This is a genomic window from Allokutzneria sp. A3M-2-11 16, from assembly GCF_024213555.1.
Lineage (GTDB): Bacteria > Actinomycetota > Actinomycetes > Mycobacteriales > Pseudonocardiaceae > Allokutzneria.
Window position 1 is genome coordinate 3,161,399 of record NZ_JANAVO010000001.1, and the last position, 22,705, is coordinate 3,184,103.

23 protein-coding genes, 1 tRNA gene and 2 pseudogenes are annotated in these 22,705 nt (G+C 69.7%); 13 read left to right on the top strand and 13 right to left on the bottom strand.

Features of this window, described 5'->3' with window-relative positions:
- Position 1: 1 nt before the first annotated feature.
- Positions 2-439, bottom strand: a complete 438-nt coding sequence (locus tag NLX83_RS15765; protein WP_254235593.1) for a pilin — start codon at positions 437-439, stop codon at positions 2-4.
- Complete coding sequence (locus NLX83_RS15770; RefSeq protein WP_254235594.1) at positions 430-1,266, bottom strand: hypothetical protein; 837 nt, start codon at positions 1,264-1,266, stop codon at positions 430-432. Before NLX83_RS15770 ends, NLX83_RS15765 begins: the two co-directional genes overlap by 10 nt.
- A gap of 712 nt (positions 1,267-1,978) precedes the next feature.
- Here NLX83_RS15770 and NLX83_RS15775 point away from each other — a divergent pair.
- The 8 genes and pseudogenes from NLX83_RS15775 to NLX83_RS42260 all read left to right on the top strand — a co-directional run.
- Positions 1,979-2,686, top strand: a complete 708-nt coding sequence (locus NLX83_RS15775; RefSeq protein WP_254235595.1) for a hypothetical protein — start codon at positions 1,979-1,981, stop codon at positions 2,684-2,686.
- Entirely contained in the window at positions 2,679-3,518 is an 840-nt protein-coding gene (locus NLX83_RS15780) for a DNA methyltransferase (protein WP_254235596.1), read from the top strand. The genes NLX83_RS15775 and NLX83_RS15780 overlap by 8 nt, the downstream gene beginning before the upstream one ends.
- Positions 3,515-3,979: pseudogene (locus NLX83_RS15785) on the top strand (DNA cytosine methyltransferase); the annotation flags it as partial. The gene NLX83_RS15780 and the pseudogene NLX83_RS15785, both read left to right, overlap by 4 nt.
- On the top strand, positions 3,975-4,784 hold the full coding sequence (locus NLX83_RS15790; RefSeq protein WP_254236259.1) for a hypothetical protein: 810 nt from the start codon (positions 3,975-3,977) through the stop codon (positions 4,782-4,784). The pseudogene NLX83_RS15785 and the gene NLX83_RS15790, both read left to right, overlap by 5 nt.
- 23 nt (positions 4,785-4,807) lie before the next feature.
- Positions 4,808-4,990 carry a hypothetical protein gene (locus tag NLX83_RS15795; protein ID WP_254236260.1) on the top strand — a complete coding sequence of 61 codons (183 nt, stop codon included), beginning with the start codon at positions 4,808-4,810 and terminating at the stop codon, positions 4,988-4,990.
- Positions 4,987-5,886 (top strand): hypothetical protein, encoded by a 900-nt coding sequence (locus tag NLX83_RS15800; protein ID WP_254235597.1) that lies wholly within the window; start codon positions 4,987-4,989, stop codon positions 5,884-5,886. Before NLX83_RS15795 ends, NLX83_RS15800 begins: the two co-directional genes overlap by 4 nt.
- Entirely contained in the window at positions 5,883-6,701 is an 819-nt protein-coding gene (locus NLX83_RS15805) for a deazapurine DNA modification protein DpdA family protein (protein ID WP_254235598.1), read from the top strand. The genes NLX83_RS15800 and NLX83_RS15805 overlap by 4 nt, the downstream gene beginning before the upstream one ends.
- Positions 6,702-6,969: 268 nt before the next feature.
- Positions 6,970-7,980 (top strand): annotated as a pseudogene (locus NLX83_RS42260) (recombinase family protein); the annotation flags it as partial.
- A gap of 51 nt (positions 7,981-8,031) precedes the next feature.
- Here the strand turns inward: NLX83_RS42260 and NLX83_RS15815 are convergent.
- From NLX83_RS15815 to NLX83_RS15825, 3 genes are all read right to left on the bottom strand, one after another.
- Complete coding sequence (locus NLX83_RS15815; protein WP_254235600.1) at positions 8,032-8,454, bottom strand: hypothetical protein; 423 nt, start codon at positions 8,452-8,454, stop codon at positions 8,032-8,034.
- A 57-nt stretch (positions 8,455-8,511) separates the two neighbouring features.
- On the bottom strand, positions 8,512-8,664 hold the full coding sequence (locus NLX83_RS15820; RefSeq protein ID WP_254235601.1) for a hypothetical protein: 153 nt from the start codon (positions 8,662-8,664) through the stop codon (positions 8,512-8,514).
- A gap of 182 nt (positions 8,665-8,846) precedes the next feature.
- Positions 8,847-8,921, bottom strand: a tRNA-Arg gene (locus tag NLX83_RS15825).
- A gap of 130 nt (positions 8,922-9,051) precedes the next feature.
- Between NLX83_RS15825 and NLX83_RS15830 the strand changes: the two genes are divergently transcribed.
- A complete protein-coding gene (locus NLX83_RS15830) occupies positions 9,052-9,975 on the top strand; it encodes a cation diffusion facilitator family transporter (RefSeq protein WP_254235602.1) in 924 nt (307 codons plus the stop codon).
- On the opposite strand, the gene NLX83_RS15835 is transcribed toward NLX83_RS15830, so the two are convergent.
- The 5 genes from NLX83_RS15835 to NLX83_RS15855 all read right to left on the bottom strand — a co-directional run bounded on the left by NLX83_RS15835 (position 9,964) and on the right by NLX83_RS15855 (position 15,535).
- Entirely contained in the window at positions 9,964-10,320 is a 357-nt protein-coding gene (locus NLX83_RS15835) for a Pvc16 family protein (protein ID WP_254235603.1), read from the bottom strand. The two genes, NLX83_RS15830 and NLX83_RS15835, sit on opposite strands and share 12 nt — an antisense overlap.
- A gap of 31 nt (positions 10,321-10,351) precedes the next feature.
- The gene (locus NLX83_RS15840) at positions 10,352-10,981 is read right to left on the bottom strand and encodes a response regulator transcription factor (protein WP_374118764.1); all 630 of its coding nucleotides are present in this window, start codon (positions 10,979-10,981) and stop codon (positions 10,352-10,354) included.
- A 113-nt stretch (positions 10,982-11,094) separates the two neighbouring features.
- The gene (locus NLX83_RS15845) at positions 11,095-11,733 is read right to left on the bottom strand and encodes a response regulator (protein ID WP_254235604.1); all 639 of its coding nucleotides are present in this window, start codon (positions 11,731-11,733) and stop codon (positions 11,095-11,097) included.
- A 2-nt stretch (positions 11,734-11,735) separates the two neighbouring features.
- On the bottom strand, positions 11,736-14,024 hold the full coding sequence (locus NLX83_RS41865; protein ID WP_254235605.1) for a sensor histidine kinase: 2,289 nt from the start codon (positions 14,022-14,024) through the stop codon (positions 11,736-11,738).
- A 68-nt stretch (positions 14,025-14,092) separates the two neighbouring features.
- The gene (locus tag NLX83_RS15855) at positions 14,093-15,535 is read right to left on the bottom strand and encodes an APC family permease (RefSeq protein ID WP_308209313.1); all 1,443 of its coding nucleotides are present in this window, start codon (positions 15,533-15,535) and stop codon (positions 14,093-14,095) included.
- A gap of 148 nt (positions 15,536-15,683) precedes the next feature.
- Between NLX83_RS15855 and NLX83_RS15860 the strand changes: the two genes are divergently transcribed.
- Positions 15,684-16,850 (top strand): ROK family transcriptional regulator, encoded by a 1,167-nt coding sequence (locus NLX83_RS15860; RefSeq protein ID WP_254236237.1) that lies wholly within the window; start codon positions 15,684-15,686, stop codon positions 16,848-16,850.
- Here the strand turns inward: NLX83_RS15860 and NLX83_RS15865 are convergent, their stop codons facing one another.
- The 3 genes from NLX83_RS15865 to NLX83_RS15875 are packed head-to-tail and all read right to left on the bottom strand — an operon-like array spanning position 16,851 to position 18,879.
- Positions 16,851-17,165 carry a nucleotide pyrophosphohydrolase gene (locus NLX83_RS15865; RefSeq protein ID WP_254235606.1) on the bottom strand — a complete coding sequence of 105 codons (315 nt, stop codon included), beginning with the start codon at positions 17,163-17,165 and terminating at the stop codon, positions 16,851-16,853.
- Between the two features lie 46 nt (positions 17,166-17,211).
- Positions 17,212-17,958 carry an ABC transporter permease gene (locus NLX83_RS15870; protein ID WP_254235607.1) on the bottom strand — a complete coding sequence of 249 codons (747 nt, stop codon included), beginning with the start codon at positions 17,956-17,958 and terminating at the stop codon, positions 17,212-17,214.
- A gap of 12 nt (positions 17,959-17,970) precedes the next feature.
- Complete coding sequence (locus tag NLX83_RS15875) at positions 17,971-18,879, bottom strand: ABC transporter ATP-binding protein (protein ID WP_254235608.1); 909 nt, start codon at positions 18,877-18,879, stop codon at positions 17,971-17,973.
- Positions 18,880-19,076: 197 nt separating this feature from the next.
- On the opposite strand from NLX83_RS15875, the gene NLX83_RS15880 reads away from it, so the two are divergent.
- From NLX83_RS15880 to NLX83_RS15890, 3 genes are read left to right on the top strand one after another with little or no spacing between them, the layout of a single operon-like run.
- Positions 19,077-21,080: a sensor histidine kinase gene (locus tag NLX83_RS15880; RefSeq protein ID WP_254235609.1), complete on the top strand. Its 2,004-nt coding sequence runs from the start codon at positions 19,077-19,079 to the stop codon at positions 21,078-21,080.
- On the top strand, positions 21,032-21,706 hold the full coding sequence (locus NLX83_RS15885) for a response regulator transcription factor (protein WP_254235610.1): 675 nt from the start codon (positions 21,032-21,034) through the stop codon (positions 21,704-21,706). Before NLX83_RS15880 ends, NLX83_RS15885 begins: the two co-directional genes overlap by 49 nt.
- Entirely contained in the window at positions 21,703-22,470 is a 768-nt protein-coding gene (locus tag NLX83_RS15890; RefSeq protein WP_254235611.1) for an SDR family oxidoreductase, read from the top strand. Before NLX83_RS15885 ends, NLX83_RS15890 begins: the two co-directional genes overlap by 4 nt.
- Positions 22,471-22,705: the final 235 nt, after the last annotated feature.

Sequence of the window (22,705 nt, forward strand, 5' to 3'; positions counted from 1 at the left end):
CTCAGGCTCCGAAAATCTGCTTGAGGATCGACACCAGCAACGGCGCCAGCACCGCCAGCCCGTAGCCGAAGCCTGCGGACCTCAGCGCGAGCTTGGCCTTGTCGATCTCGGCGACGTTGCCGTTGGCGGTGCCGTAGCGGATCGCGGCGATCGTGACACACAGCGTCGCCAGCACGGTGAGGATGCCCATCAGATAGTTGCGGATGTTGGTCAGCACCTGGTCCAGCGAGCCCGGCTGCGCCAGCACCGCGACCGCCTCCGCGCTGGCGACCGCCCCGCCAACCACAGTGGCCAGCACCGTGAACGAGCCGATCCAGCACACTCGGCCGAGCAGTCGAGACCTCCGAGCAATCACCGCGCGCCGTGGGGCAGCGGGCGTCGACGAGCAGGCGCTCGACGACGCGGTGGGCATCGGGGTGGGGTGGGTGTTCAGGCACATCGCGGTACCTCCGAGGACGCGGTGGGCGGGGTGCTCCCGCGCTTCTGAACTCCCTCTGCGGCCCCGGTTTTGGACACCCGCCTCCGTGATCGCGCGTCGGTTACCGCACGTGATGGTCCGGGGAGGTTGCGGACGGCTTCGGCGGCGACCGGGTCATCGGTCTCGGCGCTGGCGGTCTGCTCGCGCAGGTAGGTGACCAGGCGGTGCTCGGCGCGCCGTCGCGCCTTGTAGACCGACCACTCGCCGACCTCGTGGGCGCGCGCCCAGTCGGCGACTGAGACCGCCTCCAATCGGGTCGCGCCGATCAACGCCGCCTCGTCCTCGGTCACGACCCCGTCCCGGACCGCGCGGGCGAGCACGACGTCCGGATGCCCCCACGGAGTCCGCGGGGCCACGGATCCGAAGCCGAGTGGGGCGATCGGAGTCGGACCGGACAGGGCGTCGGTGAGCGCGTCATGCCCGGCCCGGAACGCCGCCCACCGCAACCGGGTCATGATCCGCGGCACGGTCACGTCCACCGCGCCGAGCGCGGCCAGGAAACCGCCCAGGACTTCGGCGTAGATATCGCTCGGGTCACCGGCGAAGCGGACCGTCAGACGAGCGGCGACCGCCAGCAACGCGGGCAACGCGACACCGACCGCTCCGACCGTCCACGCCGCACCCCGCGAACGCGACCGGTGAACCAGCTCGGCCCACACCGCGTCTCGCACCGCCTGCGGACAGCGCCGCGCCAACAGCAAGTCGCGGACCTCATCCAGCGGCAGCTCCCGCACCGGCAACCCCGGCACATCACCGCCGAACAACGACAACGGCTCCGGCCCCGACACCAGCACTGCGAATGCCGACCGCGCGATATCCAGCGCATTACCCGAGCCCGACGACCGGGACCGAGACAAAAAACGAGTAGACACCGAAAGCTCCTCACAGGAGTCGCGAAAACCAGTGACACCAGTGAGCAGAACTCGCTACTACGAAACACACACGCGCCATCTAGAAACGTACTAGGGATCGACTACGAGGCACCCGACGGCGCGTCTTAGTAGCGGCGGAGACCCCGGCGCTCGAACTCTGACAAAGCCCGATCGACGTGCTGAAACTGTAGGTCTCTAGTAGCTCCGCAGTCGGGCGAGCGTCTTTTGCCGAGATCGCAGAAAAAATCTTGCCGAAGTTCAGCGCACTCGGCGCGAGGCATGGCCCGAGCCCACGGCTTCCGTCGTTGCACGCGCTCCCGGAACTCGGGCTTCCAGTTCTTGATGAGGCTGAGCGAGATGTTACTGGGGCCGCGATGTCCAATAAGCGGCGTTGGCGCGGAGTTCAGGGGTGACCGTTCGTCCCCCGTTGCCGCAGGAGCGATTCGAGATGAACGCACCGCCTCCCGCCGCCCCTGGCCGTTCCGAGCCGTATGACCGCCGCGCACTCCGCGTTCCCGGTCGGCCCCACGGCCGCCGCCGACTCCGTCCCCGCCGCCCCGCGAACACACCGCGACCCGTCGAGACCGTGTGGCTGACCACCGCATCGACCGGAACGGACGAGGTGTGGATGGCGACCGCGATCGCCCGCACCGTCACTACCTACACCCGCCCCGGCGACCACGTCCGTCTCCTCCAGCTTGCGTCCCGCGAACAGTCCGGACCCGCGCCGCGCGCGAACCGAGGCGACCGGGTGGACGGACTCGGACTGCTCGACCACGCCTGGACCGTCCTGCGGCTCGGCCGCCGAGTCCGAGTCCTCACGACGAGTCCGGACGCGACCGAGTCCGACTTCGCCAGATCGGACGCCGCGCCGTTCGCCGAGTTCGTCCTGGACCTGCGTGGTCCGGGTCTGCGGTCGGTCCAGGCCCCCGGTCGCGACGAGTCCGAGCCGGACCAGGTCTCCAATGACCGCGTCAGTTCGCGGTCACCGCGACGGCCGGGTCGCGACCGCGCCGAGCTGATCATCGCTGTCGTCGACCCCACGGTTCTGCCACGACTGGACATCGGTGGTTGGCGGGCGCTGCTCTCCCCACACAGCACGCTCGCCGTCATCACCCACGGTGACCACCGCGATGGTGTGCTGCGGGACGCGACCGGCCCGGTGGTGCGTGCCGCGCGCCACTGCGGGTTGGTGTGGCTGGACCACATCGTCCTGCCACACCAGCCGCTCCCGCCTGCTCCGGACGGCACAACGGCGGGTTTCTCCGACCTGCTCACCTTCCGTCTGCCCGCCGGAGGCTCGGCGCGGTCGCGGCGGGAGACCTCCGATGCCTGAGGCCCGTCGCACCGTCGCGTCCTGGTACAGCCGCAGCGTCTGGGCCACCGGCGAGTACGCGCCCCTGACCCAGCTCCGCCGCCGCGGCTACCACCCCGGCACCGCCGCCGACCTCGACCGCGTTCCGCCCGCGCTGGCCGCGCGCGCCATCACCACGCTGACCGCGACCGGGGACCTCGTGCTCGATCCGGCCTGCGGCGCGGGCACCGTGCTCGTGGAAGCCGTGCGCGCCGGACGGCACACCGTCGGCCTCACCCCGAACCCTCGGTGGTGGACGTTGGCGCGCGCCAACGTCACCGCCGCACGGCGCGGCGGCGCGTGGCCCGACGCCTGCGTACTCGACGGTCACCCCAGCTTGCTGGCCACACCGCACGCGGCCGGTCTGCTCGGCCGCGTCGACCTCGTCCTCACCGCCCTGCGCCACACCGAGCCCGCCGACACGAAACAGGCCATCGCCGACCTCGGCGACGCGATCCACGCGAGCCGGCCGCTGCTTGGAGCCGGCGCTCACGTCGCGGTCGCGCTGCGCCCGCGACGCCACGCCGACAACGGTCCGCGAGAAGTACGCGCCCGCGTCCTGGGCACGGCGACGCGCGCCGGACTCGCGCTGGTGCGCCACTACATCGCCCTCACCGGACGCACCCGCGGCGCCCGACTGCTCGACCACCCCAGCCCCACCGTGGGCACCCTCGCCGACCGTGCCGCCCAGCACTGGGAACTGCTCGTCTTCCGTGCCCCCGAGGACCTCGCCCACGTCCTCGCCGCGCCGCCGCCGTCCTTCCTCGGCGCGCGAGCACCGCTGACCGGTCCGCGCACGGGGAGGGCGGCATGAACGCCCGCGCCCGGGAGGTGGTGGTCGGATCGCTGTGCACGGGCTACGGCGGACTCGACCTCGGAGTGCTCGCCGCGCTCGGCGGCGGACGCATCGCCTGGTGTGCGGAGAACGACCCGCATGTGCGCCGTGTTCTCAACGCCCGCCTGCCCGGTGTCCCGAACCACGGCGACATCACCGCGATCGACTGGAGCACGGTCGAGCCGGTCACGGTGCTCACCGCCGGTTTCCCCTGTCAGGACATCAGCTCCGCCGGCCGTGGCGCGGGCATCCGGAAAGGACAGCGCAGTGGCATCTGGAGAAACGTCGTCGACGGCGTTCGCGTCCTTCGACCCGCGCTCGTCGTTGTGGAGAACGTCGCGGCGCTGCGCTGGCGGTCAGGTGGTCTGGACGTCGTACTCGCGGACCTGGCCGCCATCGGGTATGACACGCACTGGCACAGCCTTCGAGCGTCCGATGTCGGCGCACCACACCGCCGCGAACGCGTCTTCCTTCTCGCCTACCCCGCCGGAACCACCCTGCGGCCTGTCGCCGACACCGAGGGCACGGGACTGGTCCAACCCGAGCTCCCTCGATTGGCCCGCGACGCGCTGGATCGTCGGGCGGCTACCCGACGCGGTGATCCGATTGCTGCCGACACCCCAGGCACGGGACTACCGCTCGCCGACCGACCCGTCGAAGCTCCGCGCTGGAGGACATCAGCTGAACCTGCCGGACGTGCTGCTGCCGACTCCGACCTCCAGCAACCCCAACGACGGCGAGGACGTGGCCCACTGGCTGCGGCGCCAGGCTCACCACAAGCAGCGCGGAATCAACGGCAACGGGGCGGGCGTGCCCCTGGGGATCGCGGTCCGGCTGCTGCCCGCCATCCCGACCACGGAGCCTTCGGGTTCGACGCCGCCGCTGTTTCCGACGCCACGGGCGACCGAGGGCACGAAGGGCTCGCCGCGTCAGCACGGCAGCTCCGGCGACCTCATGCTGTCCTCGGCGGTGATCCGGCTCCTGCCCACCCCGTGCGCGGGCCCGAACCGCAACAGCCGCACCGCGATCCTCACCCAACGCTCCGGCCCGGGACTGGAACAAGCGGTGGAGATCGTCCTCGGGACCACGCCACAGGAAGTGGAGAACTGGGCGACCGCGCCCCGGACATGGACAGCGGCACGGACTGGGGCGCCTACACCCCCGCCATCCGACGATGGGAAACGCGACTCGACCGCCCCGCGCCGTACCCGCTCGCGCCGAACACCCGCGGCCGACAACGCCTGAACCCCGCCTTCGTCGAATGGCTCATGGGCCTCCCAGCGGGATGGGTCACCGACCCCGCGCTCGCGCTGTCCCGCGCGGCGCAGTTGCGCGCGCTCGGCAACGGAGTCGTCCCGCAGCAGGCGACCGCCGCCATCCAAGCGATGCTCGCCGACCTCGCCCGCCTCAGCGCCTCCAGCCAGTGCGCCGACGAGCGGAGGGCGGCATGACCGTCCCACCGCCTCGGTCGCAACCGGCGCTGCGGCTGCTGTCACTGGGCGCCGGGGTGCAGAGCACCACCGTGCTGCTGCTCGCGTGCCACCGCGAGATCGCGCTCTTCGACTACGCGCTGTTCGCCGACACCGGCTGGGAGCCTCGCGCCGTCTACACCCACCTCACCCGGCTGGCCACATACGCGCAGGACGCCGGGATCCCCATCCGCGTCGTGCGCTCCGGCAACATCCGCACCGACGCCCTCGACCCCGCGCACCGCTTCGTCTCCATGCCGCTGCACGTGCTCAACCCCGACGGCACTCGCGGCCTGGCCCGACGCCAGTGCACCAACGAGTACAAGATCGCGCCACTGAAGAAAGCGGCTCGGCTTCTGCTCGGCTATCCACACCCACGCCGGGTTCCGGCCGGGGTTTTCGCCGAGCAGGCCATCGGGATCAGCACCGACGAGATCGGCCGCGCCAAAGACGCCGACGTCCGCTACCTCCGCAACGTCTTCCCGTTGCTCGACCTCGGCTTCGACCGCGCCCGCTGCCAGGACTACCTGGCCGAGCACGGCTTCGCCGACACCGTGAAAAGCGCGTGCGTCGGCTGCCCCTTCCACGGCAACGCCGGATGGCGCTGGATACGCGACCACGACCCTGACGGCTGGGCCGAGGCCGTCGACTTCGACAAGGCCATCCGCCACGGCTACCCGCACGCCACCCAACACGGACAACCCTTGCGCGGGCAGTACTTCCTACACCGCTCCTGCCGACCACTCGACGCGGTCGACCTCGATCCGCCGACCGCGCCCCCCTCCTCGGCGAGCACGCTCGCCGAGGACGCGGACCCAGACGGCTGCTCACCGTGGTCCTGTCGTTCCGGCCCCGTCGCCCAGCCGGAGGCAGCATGAGAACGCGATTCCTGCTGGGCTGCCACCAACCCGGCTGGCTGCGCACCGCCGGAGTACCGCTGTTCATCTCCGACACCCGCCTCCGCGACTACCGCAACCTGCCCCGCGCGATCGCCCCCTGGGCACTCGACAGCGGCGGGTTCACCCAACTCCAGCAACACGGCCGATGGACCATCCCCGCGGGCGACTACATCGCCCGCGTACGCCGGTACCGCGACGAGATCGGCCAGCTGGACTGGGCAGCCCCGCAAGACTGGATGGCCGAACCGATCATCCGAACCGGCGGACGCCTTGGCACCCAACGGTTCGCCGGGACCGGCCTCACCGTCGCCGAGCACCAACGACGCACCGTGCGCAACTTCGTCGAACTCCGCGACCGCGCGCCGGATCTGCCGTTCATTCCCGTGATCCAGGGCCACACCAAACGCGACTACCTGGCGTGCGTCGAGATGTACGAGCGCGCTGGGATCGACCTGGCCACCGAACGGCTCGTCGGCGTCGGCAGCGTGTGCCGCCGCCAAGCAACCACCGACGTGCACACCATCATCGAAGCACTCCACCAGAAGGGCCTCACCCGTCTACATGGCTACGGCGTCAAGACGAACGGCCTGCGCCGCTACGGCCACCTTCTCCACTCCGCTGACTCGATGGCCTGGTCCTACAGCGCACGCCGCGAGGGCCGCACCACATGCGGTTCCACCCGGCACAGCAGCTGCGCGAACTGCCTCACCTATGCGCTGCGCTGGCGTTCCCGCGTTCTCCAGCAGCTCGGCCCCGCCCAATCGGTGCCCAACGAGATTCGAAGTGCCGCATGAGCGAGTGCGTCGACGTCCCCAAGTTGGGGAGCTCCAGTGAGCGGCGATCGACGCTACGTTCCGGAAGCAGTCGATCAGACCCCGCTTCAGGTGCACGCACAGAAGCGACGGTCAGCGGAGCCTGGCAGCGTCATCCGGCGCCATTGACGGGACGTAGCTCCTGCGACGAGGACGACATCGAAGTACGTATCGACATCACAACGGCGCCAAGCGCAGAAGCCGAGCAGCTACAGCTGGAGCAGCTGCGGGTGCTGCTGGAGGTAGCAGAATGGGTAGCCCGCAAGCAATCCAGGACTGGGCAGGACCTCGTCGAGTAGACCGCGGGCACCCGCTCGCCGGTCCCACCGTCGTTACGGAGTCCTCGGTGATCCGGGTCGCCTTCGCCGGACGGACGTCGACCCATGATCAGCAAGACCCCACGCTTTCAATTCCGAGACAGGTGCGGGTCTGCTCTGCGGTGTTGCCGGAGAACGCTGTGATCACCGCGCACTTCTACGACATCGAGTCCGGACGTAAGGACTTGCTCGACCGCGGTGACGGCAACGCCCATGAGATGCTCCAAATCCCAGTTCCGCGTGACGGTGGCATCCAAGAACTGCTGGAGGAAGCCGCCTCGCCCAACCGTCGCTTCGACGTCGTGATCTGCGAGGACATCTCGCGCATCGGACGACGCAGCTACATCTCCTCCGAGATCGAACATCGCCTCGATCAACTCGGCGTTCGGCTGATCGCTTCAGACGAGCCGTTTCAGCTTGCCGAGACTGGACGGCGAGTTAAGACCTCCACCCAGGTCTTGACCAGAAGGCTCAAACAGGGCGTGGCCGAGTGGTACGTCATCGAAATGCTCGAAAAGAGCTGGGACGGCTTCGAGGTCCACGCCGAGCAGGGCTACAACATCGGTAAGCCCCCATACGGGCACGTAGCCCTCCAGATCCCGCACCCAGTCCCCGCCAAACGGGCCAAGGGGCTCAAGAAGACCCGCCTCAAAGCCCATCCGATCGAGGGTCCGGTCGTGACGAAAGCGTTCGGCTGGCGCGTCGTCGAAAGACTCGGGTACCAGCCCATCGCCGACCGCCTCAACCAAGACTTGGTGACCAACCCGCCGCCCGTCCCCGTAGATCCTGAACGGGCCGTGGGATTCTGGACCGCCTCCAGCGTCCGGGACATGCTGACCAACCCCAAACACACCGGCCACATGGTCTGGAACCGCAAGGCCCGCAAGGGAAAGGGCAAGAACCGGGCCAACCCGGTCAGCGAGTGGGTGTGGTCCGTCGAACCCGTCCACGAGCCCTTGATCGACCTGGAAACATTCGTTCTGGCTCAACAGGTTTCAGACCGACGCGAGCGCTCCCGCGCCGCAGCAGGCAAGAACCAGGCGCCCGCCACAAAACACGTCTACAGATTGCGCAGCTTCATCTTCTGCACCTCGTGTGGACGCCGCATGTTCGGCAACACCAAACGCCACTGCTACTACGCGTGCGCTCCGAAGAAATCCTGGCTGCCGCAAGGCCACCCCACGATCCTGCGCGTCCGCGAGGACCACATCCTCGACAACCTCACAGGATTCCTCGCCGACCACGTCTTCGGTCCCTACCGCCGCAGCCTCCTCGCCGCCAACCTCCGAACCCTCAACGACCACGCACACCACGAGCGCGCTCAGCGGGCCGCAGCGCTCCGCCGAGCGATCACCGACATCGAGACCAAACGCAAGCGCCTGATCCAGGCGCTCGAACAGAGCGAGGACGTCGACCAAACCCTGATCCGCGACATCAACGAACGCCGAATCGAACTCGGCAGCCAGCGCGACGACCTACAACGTCAGCTTGACCAACTCGAAGACCAGATCCACCACGCGCCCAACCCAGCCTTGCTCGACCACCTGCCGGTCAGCGCCGTTGACCTCGCGAACCTCCCCGACGAGCTGTCCCGCCGTCTCTTCGAGGCACTGCGCCTGGAGATCCACTACGACCACACGACGCGCACAGCGGTATGCCGCGTCACCCTCACAGGCACGACCATCGAAACAGTCGCCCGCACTGCTGCCGAAGCAGTCGTGATCCCACTCCCCGACACCGTCAGCAGCAACGACAAGGAAGAAGGCGCCATGAACACAAAAAACCATCCCCGGGTAAGGGATGGTCTGTGTGGTGCCCCCGGCAGGATTCGAACCTGCGCTCCCGCCTCCGGAGGGCGGTGCTCTATCCCCTGAGCTACGGGGGCCCATCGCGTTAGCGACTGCTGAAGCTTAGCGCATGCGTCGACCGGGTTCGCGCGGGCACCCTCGGTGTGGCCCAGGGCACGATTGCTCATATGCGCATCTCGCTATATGTTCGAGGTGAGAGGAGGTCCCATGGGACACGGACATGGGCACGGCATCGCGGCGAACAACCCTGAGAGCGCGTCGGCCAAACACCTCAACCGGCTCTACGCGGCGGTGGCTCTTGGAGCGTTCACGCTGGTCATGCAGGTTGTGGTGGGGCTGAGCACGTCATCGCTCGCCCTGTTGTCGGACTCCGCGCACGTGTTCACCGACGTCCTGGGGATCAGCCTCGCCGTGGTCGCGATCCTGGTGGCCCGCAAGGCGCGCAGCAACAAAGGGCGGACGTTCGGCATGTACCGCGCGGAGGTCCTGGCCGCGCTGGCGAACACCCTGCTGCTCTTCGGCGTGGCGATCGGGGTGCTGGTCGAAGCGGTCGACCGCCTGGGCGCGCCGCCGGAGGTGCCGGGGCTGCCGGTCACGATCGTCGCGCTGATCGGCCTGGCCGCGAACGTGATCGCGTTCTTCCTGCTCCGGTCCGGGGCGAAGGAGAGCATCAACGTCCGCGGCGCCTACCTCGAAGTGCTGGCCGACATGATCGGCTCGGTCGGGGTGCTGATCAGCGGCCTGGTCACGATGTTCTTCGGCTGGCGCTACGCGGACCCGCTGATCGGTGTCGCGATCGGCCTGTTCGTCCTGCCGAGGGCGTACGTGCTCGGCCGCAACGCGTTGCGCATCCTGTTCCAGCACGCGCCGGAGCGGGTGGACGTGGCCTCGGTGCAGGCGGACCTGCTCACCCTCACCGGTGTGGTCGAGGTGCACGACCTGCACGTGTGGACGCTGACCTCCGGGATGGAGGTCGCGTCGGCACACCTGATCACCGAGCCCGGACGGGAGCACACCGAGGTTCTCCTTGCCGCACAACGGTTGCTGACCGAGAACTACCACATCGAGCACGCCACGTTGCAGGTCGAGCCGGTCGACTGCGCCACCCCGTGCCGCGAACTAGCCTGGTGAGCTGACCGCGATCACGAAGGCGGCCCGCGCGGGCATGCCGAGCGCGCTCCACAGCTGACCGCCTCCCGGATCTGCAAGGCGCACAAGCGGTTCCTTCAGCGATTTCAGCACGTGCAGCGACCGGTCGAGCAACTCGTGCTCCCGCTCGATGTCCTCAGACCGCGCGGTCACCAGGTACCTGAGCTCGGCGTCGGCGCGGATCTCGAACAGGAACAGGTGCACGGTCGGTCTCGGGCGGGGTTCGGCCAGCCAGCTCGGGGTCGGCGGGTCGAAACGCACGAGAGTCCCGCGCGGCAGCTTTTCCCGCAGTGCCGCGCGGAGCGCCTCGTCCACTTCCACGATCACCCGGGGACTCCGACCCCGGGCCGGCCGGTGATCAAATCAGTCCCTCCCGCAAGGCGAACGCCACCGCGTGCGGGCGGTTGCGCAACTGAAAACGGCTGATGATGTCGTGCAGGATGCTCTTCACCGTCCGCTGCGAGTAGTTCAGCCGCTCGGAGATCTCCCGGGTGTCCAGCCCGTCGGCCACCATCCGAAGGACCTCGGTCTCCCTCGGCGTCATCCCCGTGATCGCCCCGCCCCGCCGGGACCCCGGCCGGTGCAGCCGGGACACGCGTTGGATCAGCCTGCCGAGCAGCTCCGGCGGGAGGTTGCTCTCCCCGCTCGCCGCCGCCGTCACCAGGCGCAGCAGCGCCTCCGGTGTCGCCTCCGCCCGTCGGAGTACCCCGCAAACCCCGATCTCGATGGCGGTCAGCAACTCGGCGTCGTCGAACTCCGAGGCCACCAGCACCAGCTTGGTGAACCCCCGGTACCTCAGTTCCCGCAGCACCTGCGAGCTGCGGGCGTCAGTGCGGTCGGTGACGACCATGGCCACCGCGTCCGGTCGCGCCTCGTCGACGCTGACGAACCGGACTTCCTGTCGTGGACCCAGCGCGGCGGCCACACCCGCGCGGGAGATGCCGTCCGTCGCGTGCAGCAGCAGCGAGAGCCGTTCGGTCATCATCAAGGTGCTCACTTCGATCCCCCTAGATCGACCCTGCCTTGGTTCGCAGCGCCTACATTGGCCGGGGGGATGTCCCGGGCGCATGGGACCGGGAGTCCCGTTTTTGCCTGAACGGGCTACAACCCGGCTTCCCGAGCGCGCATGATCGCCTGGGCCCGGTCGGCCACGTGCAGCTTGCTGAAGATGTTGGAGACGTGGTTGCGGACCGTCTTCGGGCTGAGCACCAGCTGCCGGGCGATCGCCGGGTTGCTCTCGCCCTGCGCGATCAGCGACAGCACCTCCCGCTCCCGCGAGGTCAGCTCCGGGAACGCCTCGACCGGCTGGGCCGGTGTGCTGCCGAAGAACCCGAGCAGCCGAGCGGCCACCACCGGGCCGAAGATCGCCTCGCCCTGGCCGACCGCGCGGATCGCCCGGACGATCTCGTCCTCGCCCGCGCCTTTGAGCAGGTAGCCGCGGGCGCCGGAGCGCATCGCCGCGAACACCGACTGGTCGTCGTCGAACATGGTCAGCACCAGCACGCCGATGTGCGGGCTGGTGTGGGTGATCCGCCTGGTCGCCTCGACCCCGTTGAAGTCGGGCATGTTCAGGTCCATCACCACCACGTCCGGTTGCAGCGACGCGGCCAGCGACACCGCGGCCGTGCCCGTCGCGGCCTCGCCGACCACCTCGATCTCCGGAACGGTCGACAGCATCGCGCACAACCCGTACCGGAACAGTGGATGGTCATCGACAACCAGGACGCGCATCTGCTCCATCCTCAGGCTCCCCCTTCTGGCAACGGCAGGCGGGCCAGCACGCGGGTGCCACGGCCGGCCTCGGACTCCACGGTGCAACTTCCCCCGAGCTCCACGGCGCGCTCCCGCATCGAGTGCAGTCCCACGCCGTCGCGGTACCGGGCGGGCAGCCCCACCCCGTCGTCGGAGATCTCCAGGCTGAGCCCGTCGTCCAGCCCGAGCCGGACCGCGCAGCGCTGCGCCTTCGAGTGCCGCGCGACGTTGGTCAGCGCCTCGCACACGATGCGGTAGGCCGCGACCTCCACGGCGGCGGGCAGCGCGGGCAGCTCGTCGGGCAGGTCCATCTCCACGCTCAACGGCCCGAGCCGCCCGGCCAGGGTGTTCGCGTGCTCCCGCACTGCGGTCACCAGGCCCAACTGGTCGAGCACCGGCGGGCGCAGCTCGTTGGCGACGCGGCGGATCTCGCCGATGGCGTTCTGCAGGTCGTCTTCGAGCCGGTGCAGCATGTCCTTGGCTGCGGGCGGGTTCGTCGTCAGCAGGCGCCGCGACGCCTGGAGCCCCAGCGTCGCCGCGGCGAGCGTGGGGCCGACGCCGTCGTGCAGGTCGTGCAGCAACCGTCGTCGTTCCTCCTCGCGCGCCTGCACGATCTCCGCACGGCTGCGCGCGAGGTCGGTGGTCAGCCGCGCGGTGTGCACGATCGCTCCGGCATGTCGCGCGATGTCGGTCAGCACAGCCCGGTCCTTGCGGTTGAACCGCTCGCGCGGGCCTCGCGCCACCACCAGGTCACCGAGCACTTCTCCTTGGTAGCTCAAGGGAAGACGGGTCAACAGGCCCGCCGGTGTACCAAAGACCGCGACTTGCTCAGAACCTTCTCCGCGTCGTAGTTCGATTGCTGCGTATGGAAGACGCAGCGCTTGCCCAACGGTTTCCACTACGGCTTGTACGGTCTCTTGTGGCGTCTTGGTGCTTTGAAGACGGTCAGAGAGCACGGAGACGACGCGGTACGGGTCCTGTCGCGCTCCGAAAAGCCGCTGGTTGATCATGGCGTGCACGCGGTCGCGCAGGGGCAGAGTTAGCGCGGCTGCCACACCTGCGGCGATTGCCTGATTCCACAAGCCGTTCAGCCTCGGCAGCGTCGTGGACAGCATGCTGACGATTGCCGCGTAACCGACGGCTACGCACGCGGACAAGAAGGCATAGGCCAGCGAGCGGCTGACGACGACCTCGATGTTCAACGCGTGGTAGCGCAGCACCGCCGCGGCGAGCGCCAACGGAGCGGGCATGAAGACGACGGGATACAGCTCGCGCGGCAGCGGCAGCGTGCCCCACACCATTTCCGGCGCTATCCAGAACAGCACGTAGAGCAGCGAAGCTCCGCCCAGCGTCGCCGCGAGCCAGCGCAACCGTTGCTTCGCGAGCGAGTCCTCGCAGGTCTGGTACCGGTAGACCAGCATCACGAAAACCAGCGCCGGGTAGACGAAGACCATCAGGCGCACCGGTGCACCGACAAGCCCCCAGCGCGCGAGCGCGGACGTGGCCCACGGCAGCCGTAGCGCGACATCGCCCAGGTAGAGCAGCAGCGGGCCGAGGTAGGCCAGCGCCACCCAGAGCTTGCGCCGCCGCGAAGCCAGCGCGGTCGGGAAGGACAGCGCGAAGTACAGGATCGAGCTCCAGAGCAGCGCGAACCCGATCTGCGCGAGATACCAGCGCCAGAACTGCACGCCGGAGACCAGGTCCAGCGCCTCCAGCTTGAAGTAGCCGCTGCCCGAGGTGCAGAACAGGGAGGTCATCGCGATCATCAGCGACGCGCGGGCCGCCGGGTCCCTCGGCCGGTTGGCGTAGATGAACAGCGCGACGCTGACGATGATCGAGATGAGCAGCACCATCGGCCACTGGCCGGCGAGCGCGGACACCACCGGGTAAGGCTCCAGCGTGACCAGGACCTCTGTCTCCACGCCGCCGCGCAGCACGACGTAGGTCAGCTGCTCACCCACCTCGGCGTCGAGCGCGCCGGGCCGGACCTGATCGGCGAGCACCCGCCCGCCGATCCTGAGGATCTCGTCGCCCTGGTGCAGCCGCGCGCCGGGGCGGGTCTGCTGGACCACGACCTTGCCGTCAGCGAAGGCCAGGTCGCCGACGTTGATGACGGTGCCGTCCGACGGCGCGACGGCACGGGAGGAGAAGCAGAGCACGCTGAGCACGAGCAGGACCAGGGAAGCCGCAACGAGCGGCACGGTCCTGTGCGGGAATTTCGACCAGAACGTGCTGTGCTGGGGTTTCTCCTGGTCCACCCGAGCGTCTTGGTCGACCACCCGCTCAGTGTGCCGGTGATGCCCCGCCCGGTCACGGGAGCAGGTGTCCCGATCGGGGCGGGACAAAGTCACGGCCTGCCCAGGAACTCCTCGCGGATCTCCTTGGGGCCGAACGGCCACGAGCCCTCGCGCCGGGCCCAGACCAGGAACGCGAGCACGCCGAGACCCACCCAACCGAGGGACAACATGAACTGGTTGATCCCGGTGCCGGGGATCTCCTGCTGCCCGGAGTGGAAGTAGACGAAGCCCCAGCCGAGCAGCGCGACGACGCACGGGACCGGGTAGAGCCACTGGCGGTACGGCCGCGCCAGGTCCGGCTGCCGCCTGCGGAGCACGATCAGCGCGGCGATCTGGGCGATGGACTGCACGAGCACGAACACCGCGGTCAGCATGGCGATCACGGTGGCCAGGTCCAGCAGCGAGCCGACCGCGGTCACCACGCCCATCGCCAGCAGGCCGACGTGCGGGAAGTGCAGGCGCGGGTGCAGCTTGCCGAACCACGGCAGGAAGACCCCGTCCTTGGCCGCGTTGTACGGCACCCGGGAACCGCCGAGCAGACCGGCGAAGACCGACGCGAACGCGGTGACCACCACGAGCGCGGTGAGGATCTGCGCGGCCGTCACACCCCAGTTGTGCTCGACGATGGTGGAGGCGATCGGGCCGGGCTTGGCGGCCTCCTCCCACGGCAGCACGCCGAGGATGCCGACCTGGAGCACGAAGTACAGCGACATCATCCCGACGATCGACAGCACGATGGAGCGCGGGATCGTCCGGCCCGGATCGCGGATCTCCGCGCCGAGGTAGGCACTGGTGTTGTAGCCGAGGTAGTCGTAGATGGCGATCATCAGGCCCGCTCCCAGGCCGAGCCAGAACGGCCCGCCGTCCAGGGAGAACGCGCCCGGGGTGAAGGCGAAGGCCAGCTCCGGGTGCCAGTTCGAGTAGGCCGAGACGATCACCGCGACCACCGACACCAGCATCACGCCGAACAGCACCGTGGTCAGCCGGGTGATCTCGCCGATCCTGCGGTAGAGCAGCAGCACGACCAGGGCCACCACCCCGATGCCGACCGCGTGCCCGGCGAACGTGGTCACCCCGTCGGCGTCCACCAGGCCCGGGACCAGGTAGCCCAAATACGTGACGAGGCCGATCACGCCGGTGGACATGATCAACGGGATGAACAGCATCGCGGTCCAGGTGAACAGGAACGGCATCAGCCGCCCGGTCCGGTACTGGAACGCCTCGCGCAGGTAGAGGTAGGTGCCCCCGGCGCCGGGCATGGCCGCGCCGAGCTCCGCCCAGACCAGGCCGTCGGCCAGCACGATGATCGCGCCGATCAGCCAGCCGAACATGGCCTGCGGCCCGTGCATCGCCGCGATCATGCCGGGGATCGTGATGAACGGGCCGATCCCGCACATCTGGGTCATGTTGATCCCGGTGGCCTGGAGGAGGCCGATCCTGCGCTCGAACCCGGCTTCCGGAGATCCGGACGACGGTGGGGAGACACCTGCCACGACGAACCTCCTGGGCCGATTTGGAAGACTTCTTAACATATGCTGGGAGGGAAGGGAATCCTCCGCTCGTGCAGCGCGCTGAATAGACTTTGTGGTTCTCGGACGAAGGCAGGTCGCCTTGACCCCACCCCTCGGCACCCCGTCGAGCATGCGCACGCTCAACCAGCGCGCCGTGCTGGAGCGGCTGCGGCACACCGGACCGGCAACCCGGCCCCGGATCGCTAAGGACACCGGGCTGTCCAAGCCCACCGTCGGCCAGGCCCTGCTCGGGCTCGAAGAGGCGGGACTGGTCCGCGCCGCCGGGCGGACCTCGGCGGGACCTGGCCGCTCCGCCGTGGTCTACGAAGCCGATCCCACCGCCGGTCACGTGCTCGCGGTCGACATCGGCCGGGAACGGATCCGGTTGAGCGTGGTGGACCTCAGCGGGGCGCTGATCGCCCACCGGGACGAACGCAACCGCTGCCGCTCCGCCAGTTCCCTGGTGCGCACCGTGCGCAAGCTCGCGGAAGAGCTGCTGGAGAGCGCGGGTCGCACGCTGGACGACGTGGTCGCCAAGGTCGTCGGCAGCCCGGGGGTGGCCGACCGCGGCAACCGGGCCCTCCAGCACGCGCCGAACCTGCCGGGCTGGGGCCGCAGGGGACTGCTCGACGAGCTGGAGGCGGAGCTCGGCGCGGGCCTGATGGTGGAGAACGACGCCAACCTCGCGGCGCTGGGCGAACGGGAACAGGGCGCGGCGCGCGGCGCGAACTCCTTCGTGCTGATCACCGTCGGCACCGGTCTCGGCATGGGCATCGTGGTGGACGGCAAGCTCTTCCGCGGCGCGCACGGTGCGGCCGGGGAGATCGGCTACCTCCCGTACGGGCGCTTCGACGAGGCGATGCTGCTCTCCGGCGAGCTTTCCCCACCGCCGGGCGGAATGCTCGAACGCGTCTCCGCCGCGCGCTCGGTCGTCGAACTCGCCGCGGCCTTCGGCGTCGAGGAACCCGACAGCGCCCGCGAGGTCTTCGACGCGGCCCGCGCTGGCGATGGTCAGGCCCTGCGCGCGGTGGAACTGATCGCCGTGCGGCTGGCCTACGGCGTTGCGTCGGTGGCCGCGGTGATCGACCCGGAGCTGGTGGTGCTCGGCGGCGGGATTGGCCGCAACGGCGATCTGCTGCTCGAACCGCTCAACCGCGCGCTGCGCGGGTTCACCCCGCTCGCGCCGCGCATCGTCGAGGGGGAGCTGGGCGAGGACGCGGTGCTCTCCGGGGCCATCGCGGTCGGGCTGGCGGAAGCGCAGCGGTTGGTGTTCGACCGCCACCTCGGCGGGAGCTGATCAGGCGGGGAAGCGCAGCTCGTTGCGGTCCATCTTGGCGTGCGCCGCGGCGAGCAGGTCGATCCCGCTCGCGTCCGCCAGTTGCATCAGGTAGAGGAAGACGTCGGCGGCCTCGTCGGCCAGCCGCCGCTTCAGCTCGCCGTCCGCGAGACCTTCGCTGATCTCGGCGTCGCTGAGCCACTGGAGTTCGGCGAGGACCTCGCCCGCCTCACCGGCCAGCGCCATCGCGAGGTTCTTCGGCGTGTGGAACGGCTCCCACTTCCTGGCGGCGGCGAAGGCGCGCAGGCGCGCGGAAAGGGCGGCGAGCTCGGACATGGCAGTCACGGTAGACAGCCGCCGAACCCGCCGCCCCGCCCGGTTCCTACTCCCAGCGGAACCAGCGGGCCGCCGCCAGCCCGGCCAGCGCGGTGAAACCGAGCATCACCAGCAGGTGCAGCGGCTGCGGCCACGCGCCCGACCAGGCGTCCTTGATCGCCTGGCTGCCCGCACCGAGCGGACTGAACGAGGCGATCCCGCGCAGGAACTCCGGCATCACCGGGCCCGGCGTCCACAGTCCGGCGAGGAAGGCCACCGGGAAGAACAGCAGCGAACCGATCCCGGAGGCGAGGCGTCCGGTCCTGGCCAGCGCGGCGATCAGCAGGCCGATCGCGAACACCGAGGTCGTCGCCAGCACCACGGCGATCGCGAAACCGAGCGCGTTCGCGGGCAACGGCAGGTCGAACGCGGTCGCGCCGACCACCAGCAGCAGGGCGACCGAGACCAGCGCCATCAGCAGGTGCGACACCACCTGCGCGGTCAGCAGGAACCCCGGCCGGACCGGCGTGGTGGCCAGCCGACGCAGCACCCCCTTCTCCCGGTAGGAGGCGAGGATCGTCGGCAGCGAGCTCAGCGCCAGCATCGCCAGTGACGTCGCGATCAGCGCGGGCGCGTACACGTCGATGAAGCGCTCCCCGCCGAAATCCGGGCTGGGCGCTGCGAAGGACGGGATCGATCCGAAGATCACCAGCAGCAGTGGCGGCAACGCGATGCCGAAGAAGATCGTCATCGGCTCCCGCAGGAAGAGGCGGAGCTCGACCGAGGTGATGCGGGCCAGGCGGTTCATCGTCATCTCTCCCGTTTCTCAGCCGGCCAGCTGGTGGCCGGTCAGCGCCAGGAAGGCGTCGTCGAGGGTGGTGTGCTCGGTGCGCAGGTCGGCCGCGGTGATCCCGGCCGCCCCGAGCGCCGCGGAGACCTGGGCGAGCAGGTCCCCCGTTCCGGTGACCTGCACCTGAGGTCCGGTCCTGCGCACGCCGGTCACGCAGGGGAGCGCGGTCAGCACCGCGGGGTCGAACGGTCCGGCGACCCGGAAGCGCAGCCGAGCCCCGCTGTCCACTCGCGCGATCAGCCCGGTCGGGCTGTCGGTGGCGACCACGCGTCCGGCGTCGATCAGCGAGAGCCGGTCGCAGAGGTACTCGGCCTCTTCCATGAAGTGCGTGACCAGCAGGACGGTGACGCCACGGTCCCGAATCCGCTGGATCACCTCCCAGGTGTCCCGGCGGGCCTGCGGGTCGAGCCCGGTGGTCAGCTCGTCGAGCACGGCGACCTCCGGGTTGCCGATCAGCGCGAGCGCGATGGACAACCGCTGCTTCTGCCCGCCGGAGAGCTTGCGGAACGCGGTGCCGACCTTGTCCGCGATGCCGAGCTGGTCCACCAGCTCCCGCCAGTCGACGGGATCGGGGTAGAAGGAGCTGTAGAGCTCCAGGGCCTCGCGCACCCGCATCCGTTCCGGCAGTTCGCTCTGCTGCAGCTGCACACCGACCCTGGTGCGGAGGCGGTCGCGGTCCCGGATCGGGTCCAGGCCCAGCACGGAGATCGTGCCGCCGTCGGGCTTGCGCAGCCCGATCACGGACTCCACCGTGGTGGTCTTGCCCGCCCCGTTCGGGCCGAGGATGCCGAAGATCTCGCCTCGCTCGACGCTGAACGACACGTCGTGGACGGCGACCTTGCCGGGATAGCGCTTGTGCAGGTTGGTGACCTCGATGACCGGCATCTCGCCCGCCTTTCCGACTGTGGTGCGGTGACGGGGAAAACGCTATGGACGGCGGGCTCCGGCCAGAATCCGTCTGGCTCCCGAACGGGGGTGGGCCTAGCACCACCGCCATCGGGGAGCTCGGCGGAATGCGTTCGCGCGGGCCGGGGCCGCAGACTGTCCGCGTTGTCGTTCACCTCGGTCGTCAGGAGCAGGGCATGGTGCGCAGGTACACCCTCGCGATGGCGCGGGGCGTCGTCTTCGCGGGGCTCGCGGTGGTGGGGCTGCTCACGTGGGCGCTGGTGCTGCTCGCCCTCGTTCCGGTCTTCGTCGGCCTGGTCTTCACGCACATGCACGTCGTCGAGTGGACGAGGCCCCTGCCGAGGCTCGTGCGCCGCCTCTGCGGACGATGGTCCACAGTGGACATACCAGATCCGTACCGCCCGGCACCGGAACCGGTGCAACCCGAGGAGGACGGGTGGTACCGCGACGGCGACATGTTGTACAAGCGCGGTTGGTGGCTGAACTACCAGCGCCGGTTCACCTGGATCTCCGATGACCCCGCGACCTGGCGGGACCACCTGTGGATGCTGGTCAACGGGATCGTCGGCACCGTGCTCGGCCTGCTGCCCGCTGCGGCGTTCGGCTACGGCCTGCTCGGGTTCCTCGCGCCCTGGCAGCCGATCGGAATCACTTGGTACGCAGGCGTTTCCCTGAGCTTGGCGCCCGTGATCGGCCTACTGGTCATGACGTTCGGAGTGCTCTCCGCGCCGCACCTGCTGGTCGCACAGGGCCGGTGGAACCGCCTGCTGCTCGCGCAGCGCCGTCCGCGCGGCCCGAAGTCCAGGCCGCGTGTCTGGCTGGGGAACCGGCTGCGCACCATCGGCTACGGGGCAGCCGTCGCGGCGTTCGGTGCGCTGGGGCTGGTGCTGTTCCTCGCTCACCTCCTCGTCTTCGTCGTCTCTCTGTTCACCGGGCTGCAGACTCTGGTGTGGCCACCCCTGGTCGAGGCGGGCCGCTCGCTGCCCAACCTCGCCCGCGCCCGGGTGAAGGACCTGCTCGGCGAGGAGATCCCGGACCCCTATCTGCCCGAGCCCGTCCTGCCTCGCCCCCGCCCGGACGGCAAGTACCAGGCCGGGCGCTCCCTGTACCGCACCGCGGGCCCGGTGATCCGGTACGAGCGGTGGAAATGGGTGATGTCCGACCGGGCCACCTGGCGGGACCTCGCCTGGATGGCGCTGAACACGGTGGTGAGTCTGCTGCCGTTCCTCCCCGCGGTGCTGGCGTGCATCGGCACGTTCGGCTGGGTGTTCCCGTGGTTCTGGGAGCCGCTGATCGCCTCCTTCCTCGGCGAGCCGGTGAAGTCCGGCTACGCCCTCGCCGATCTGCTGCTGCCGAAGGCCACCGTGCTCGGCCCGCTGCCCGGCGTCTTCGAGCCGGTGTTCGGCGTGCTGCTGACCGTGCTCGCGTTCGTCGTCACCCCGCGGCTGCTCCAGGCCTACGCGAAGTGGAACCGGCTACTGCTCGCGCCCACCCAGGCGGCCCTGCTCGCCAAGCGGGTCGAGGCACTGACCGAGTCCCGGGCCGAAGCCTCCGACGCCCAGGCCGCCGAGCTGCGCCGCATTGAGCGCGACCTGCACGACGGAGCCCAGGCCCGCCTGGTCGCGATGGGCCTGAAGCTCGGTGCGGCCGAGGCGTTGATCGAACGAGACCCCGCCGCGGCCAAGGCTTTGGTCGCCCAGGTCCGCGAGGCGTCCTCGGTGGCCCTGCGCGAACTCCGCGACCTCGTGCGCGGCATTCACCCACCGGTGCTGGCCGAACGCGGCCTCGTCGACGCGGTCCGTGCCCTGGCGCTGGACAGCGCGCTCGACGTGGAGGTCGCGGGTGTCCTGCGCGGGCGACCCGAGGCACCGGTGGAGTCCGCCGCGTACTTCGGCGTGTCCGAGGTGCTGGCCAACGCCGCCAAGCACGCCGAAGCCGCCCGCGTGTCGATCGAGCTGGACCACGACGGCGAACGGCTGCGAATCGTCGCCACCGACGACGGGCGCGGCGGCGCGGACCCGGGCCAGGGCAGCGGCCTGCGCGGCATCGAGCGCCGGTTCGCGACCTTCGACGGTACGTTCACCGTCGACAGCCCGGTGGGCGGGCCGACCAAGGTGATCATGGAGTTGCCGTGCGTGTTGTCCTCGCCGAAGACCTCTACCTCCTTCGAGACGGCCTGACGCACCTGTTGCAGGCGCACGGTTTCGAGATCGTGGCGGCGGTGGAGAGCGGCCCGGAGCTCCAGCACGCGCTCACCGAACACCGGCCGGACGTGGCCGTCGTCGACGTCCGGCTGCCACCGACGTTCACCGACGAGGGCCTCCAGGCGGCGCTGTCCGCCCGCCGCGCGGTGCCCGGCCTGCCGGTGCTCGTGTTGTCCCAGCACGTGGAGCAGCTCTACGCCAGGGAGTTGCTCGCCGACGGCACGGGCGCCATCGGATACCTGTTGAAGGACAGGGTTTTCAACGCCGAGCAGTTCGTCGACGCCGTCCGCCGCGTCGCCGGTGGTGGCACGGTGATGGACCCCGAGGTCATCTCGAAGTTGCTGGCCAGCAACGCCCGCGACGAACCTCTCGGCAAGCTGACCGAGCGCGAGCGGGAGGTGCTGGAGCTGATGGCCGAGGGCCGGTCCAACGCCGCCATCGCGCAGCGGTTGTTCATCAGTGAGGGCGCCATCGGCAAGCACACCGCGAGCATCTTCACCAAGCTCGGCCTGGCACCGTCCGATGACGACAACCGACGCGTCCTGGCGGTCCTCGCCTACCTGAACGGCACCGCGGCGCACCGCACCGGAGGAGACGCATGATCAACCCGCGACCGGTCGCCCTGGTCACCGGAGCGAGCCGGGGCATCGGCGCGGCCATCGCCCGCGACCTCGGCTCCCGCGGGCACCACGTGGTGGTCAACTACCGGAGCAACGCGGAGGCGGCCGAAGCCACCGTGCGCGCCATCGTCGACGCCGGTGGCACCGCCCAGGCGATCGCGGCCGACGTCCGGGACGCCGATCAGGTCAAGGTGCTGGTGGAGACCGTGCTCAGCGCCACCGGCCGGATCGACGCGCTGGTGTGCAACGCCAATGTCCAACCGCCATTCGCAGACCTCCAATCGTTGCCGTGGCAGGTGTTCCTGGACAAGGTGGGCGGCGAACTGGCCTGTGCCTTCCACATCACCCAGCAGGTGCTCCCCGCCATGCGAGACCGCGGACGCGGTCGGATCGTGTACATCTCCAGCAGTGTCACCGGAAAAGCCGCGCCCGCCCTACTCGCGCACGGAACCGCCAAGACCGCGCTGGAGGCGTTGATGCGTAACGTCGCTGCAGACGCGGGACGAGCGGGCATCACGGTGAACGCGGTCGCGCCCGCGGCCGTCGACACCGAGGCCACCACCGCCGTGCTGTCCCCGGCCTACCGCGAACACCTCGCGAGCAGGTCGGTGCTCGGTCGCGTGATGGAGCCGGACGACATCGCCCGCGTCGTCGGGCTCGTCCTCGATGACGGCTTCGCCGCGGTGACCGGCCAGATCATCCGCGTGGACGCCGGGTTCGAAGTGCTCGCGCCCTCAGCGGTCTAGCGTTCGAACCTCCACGGACCATGGAGTTCTCCCTGCTGCGAGCGGGGATCATCGTCGCGGTGGCGTAGGTGGTGCTCGACCGCCTCGAAGGCTCGCGGTCGAGGTGCCGGGCACGGTGGTGCCGAACATGGCCTCACTGTTGGGGAAGCAGTGGAACCCGGGCTCGGTTAGCCTCGCCCTGTGGGGGCTGATTCGGCGTGGCGGAGGGCGAAGCCCGAGGGGGTTCGCGCCTGGG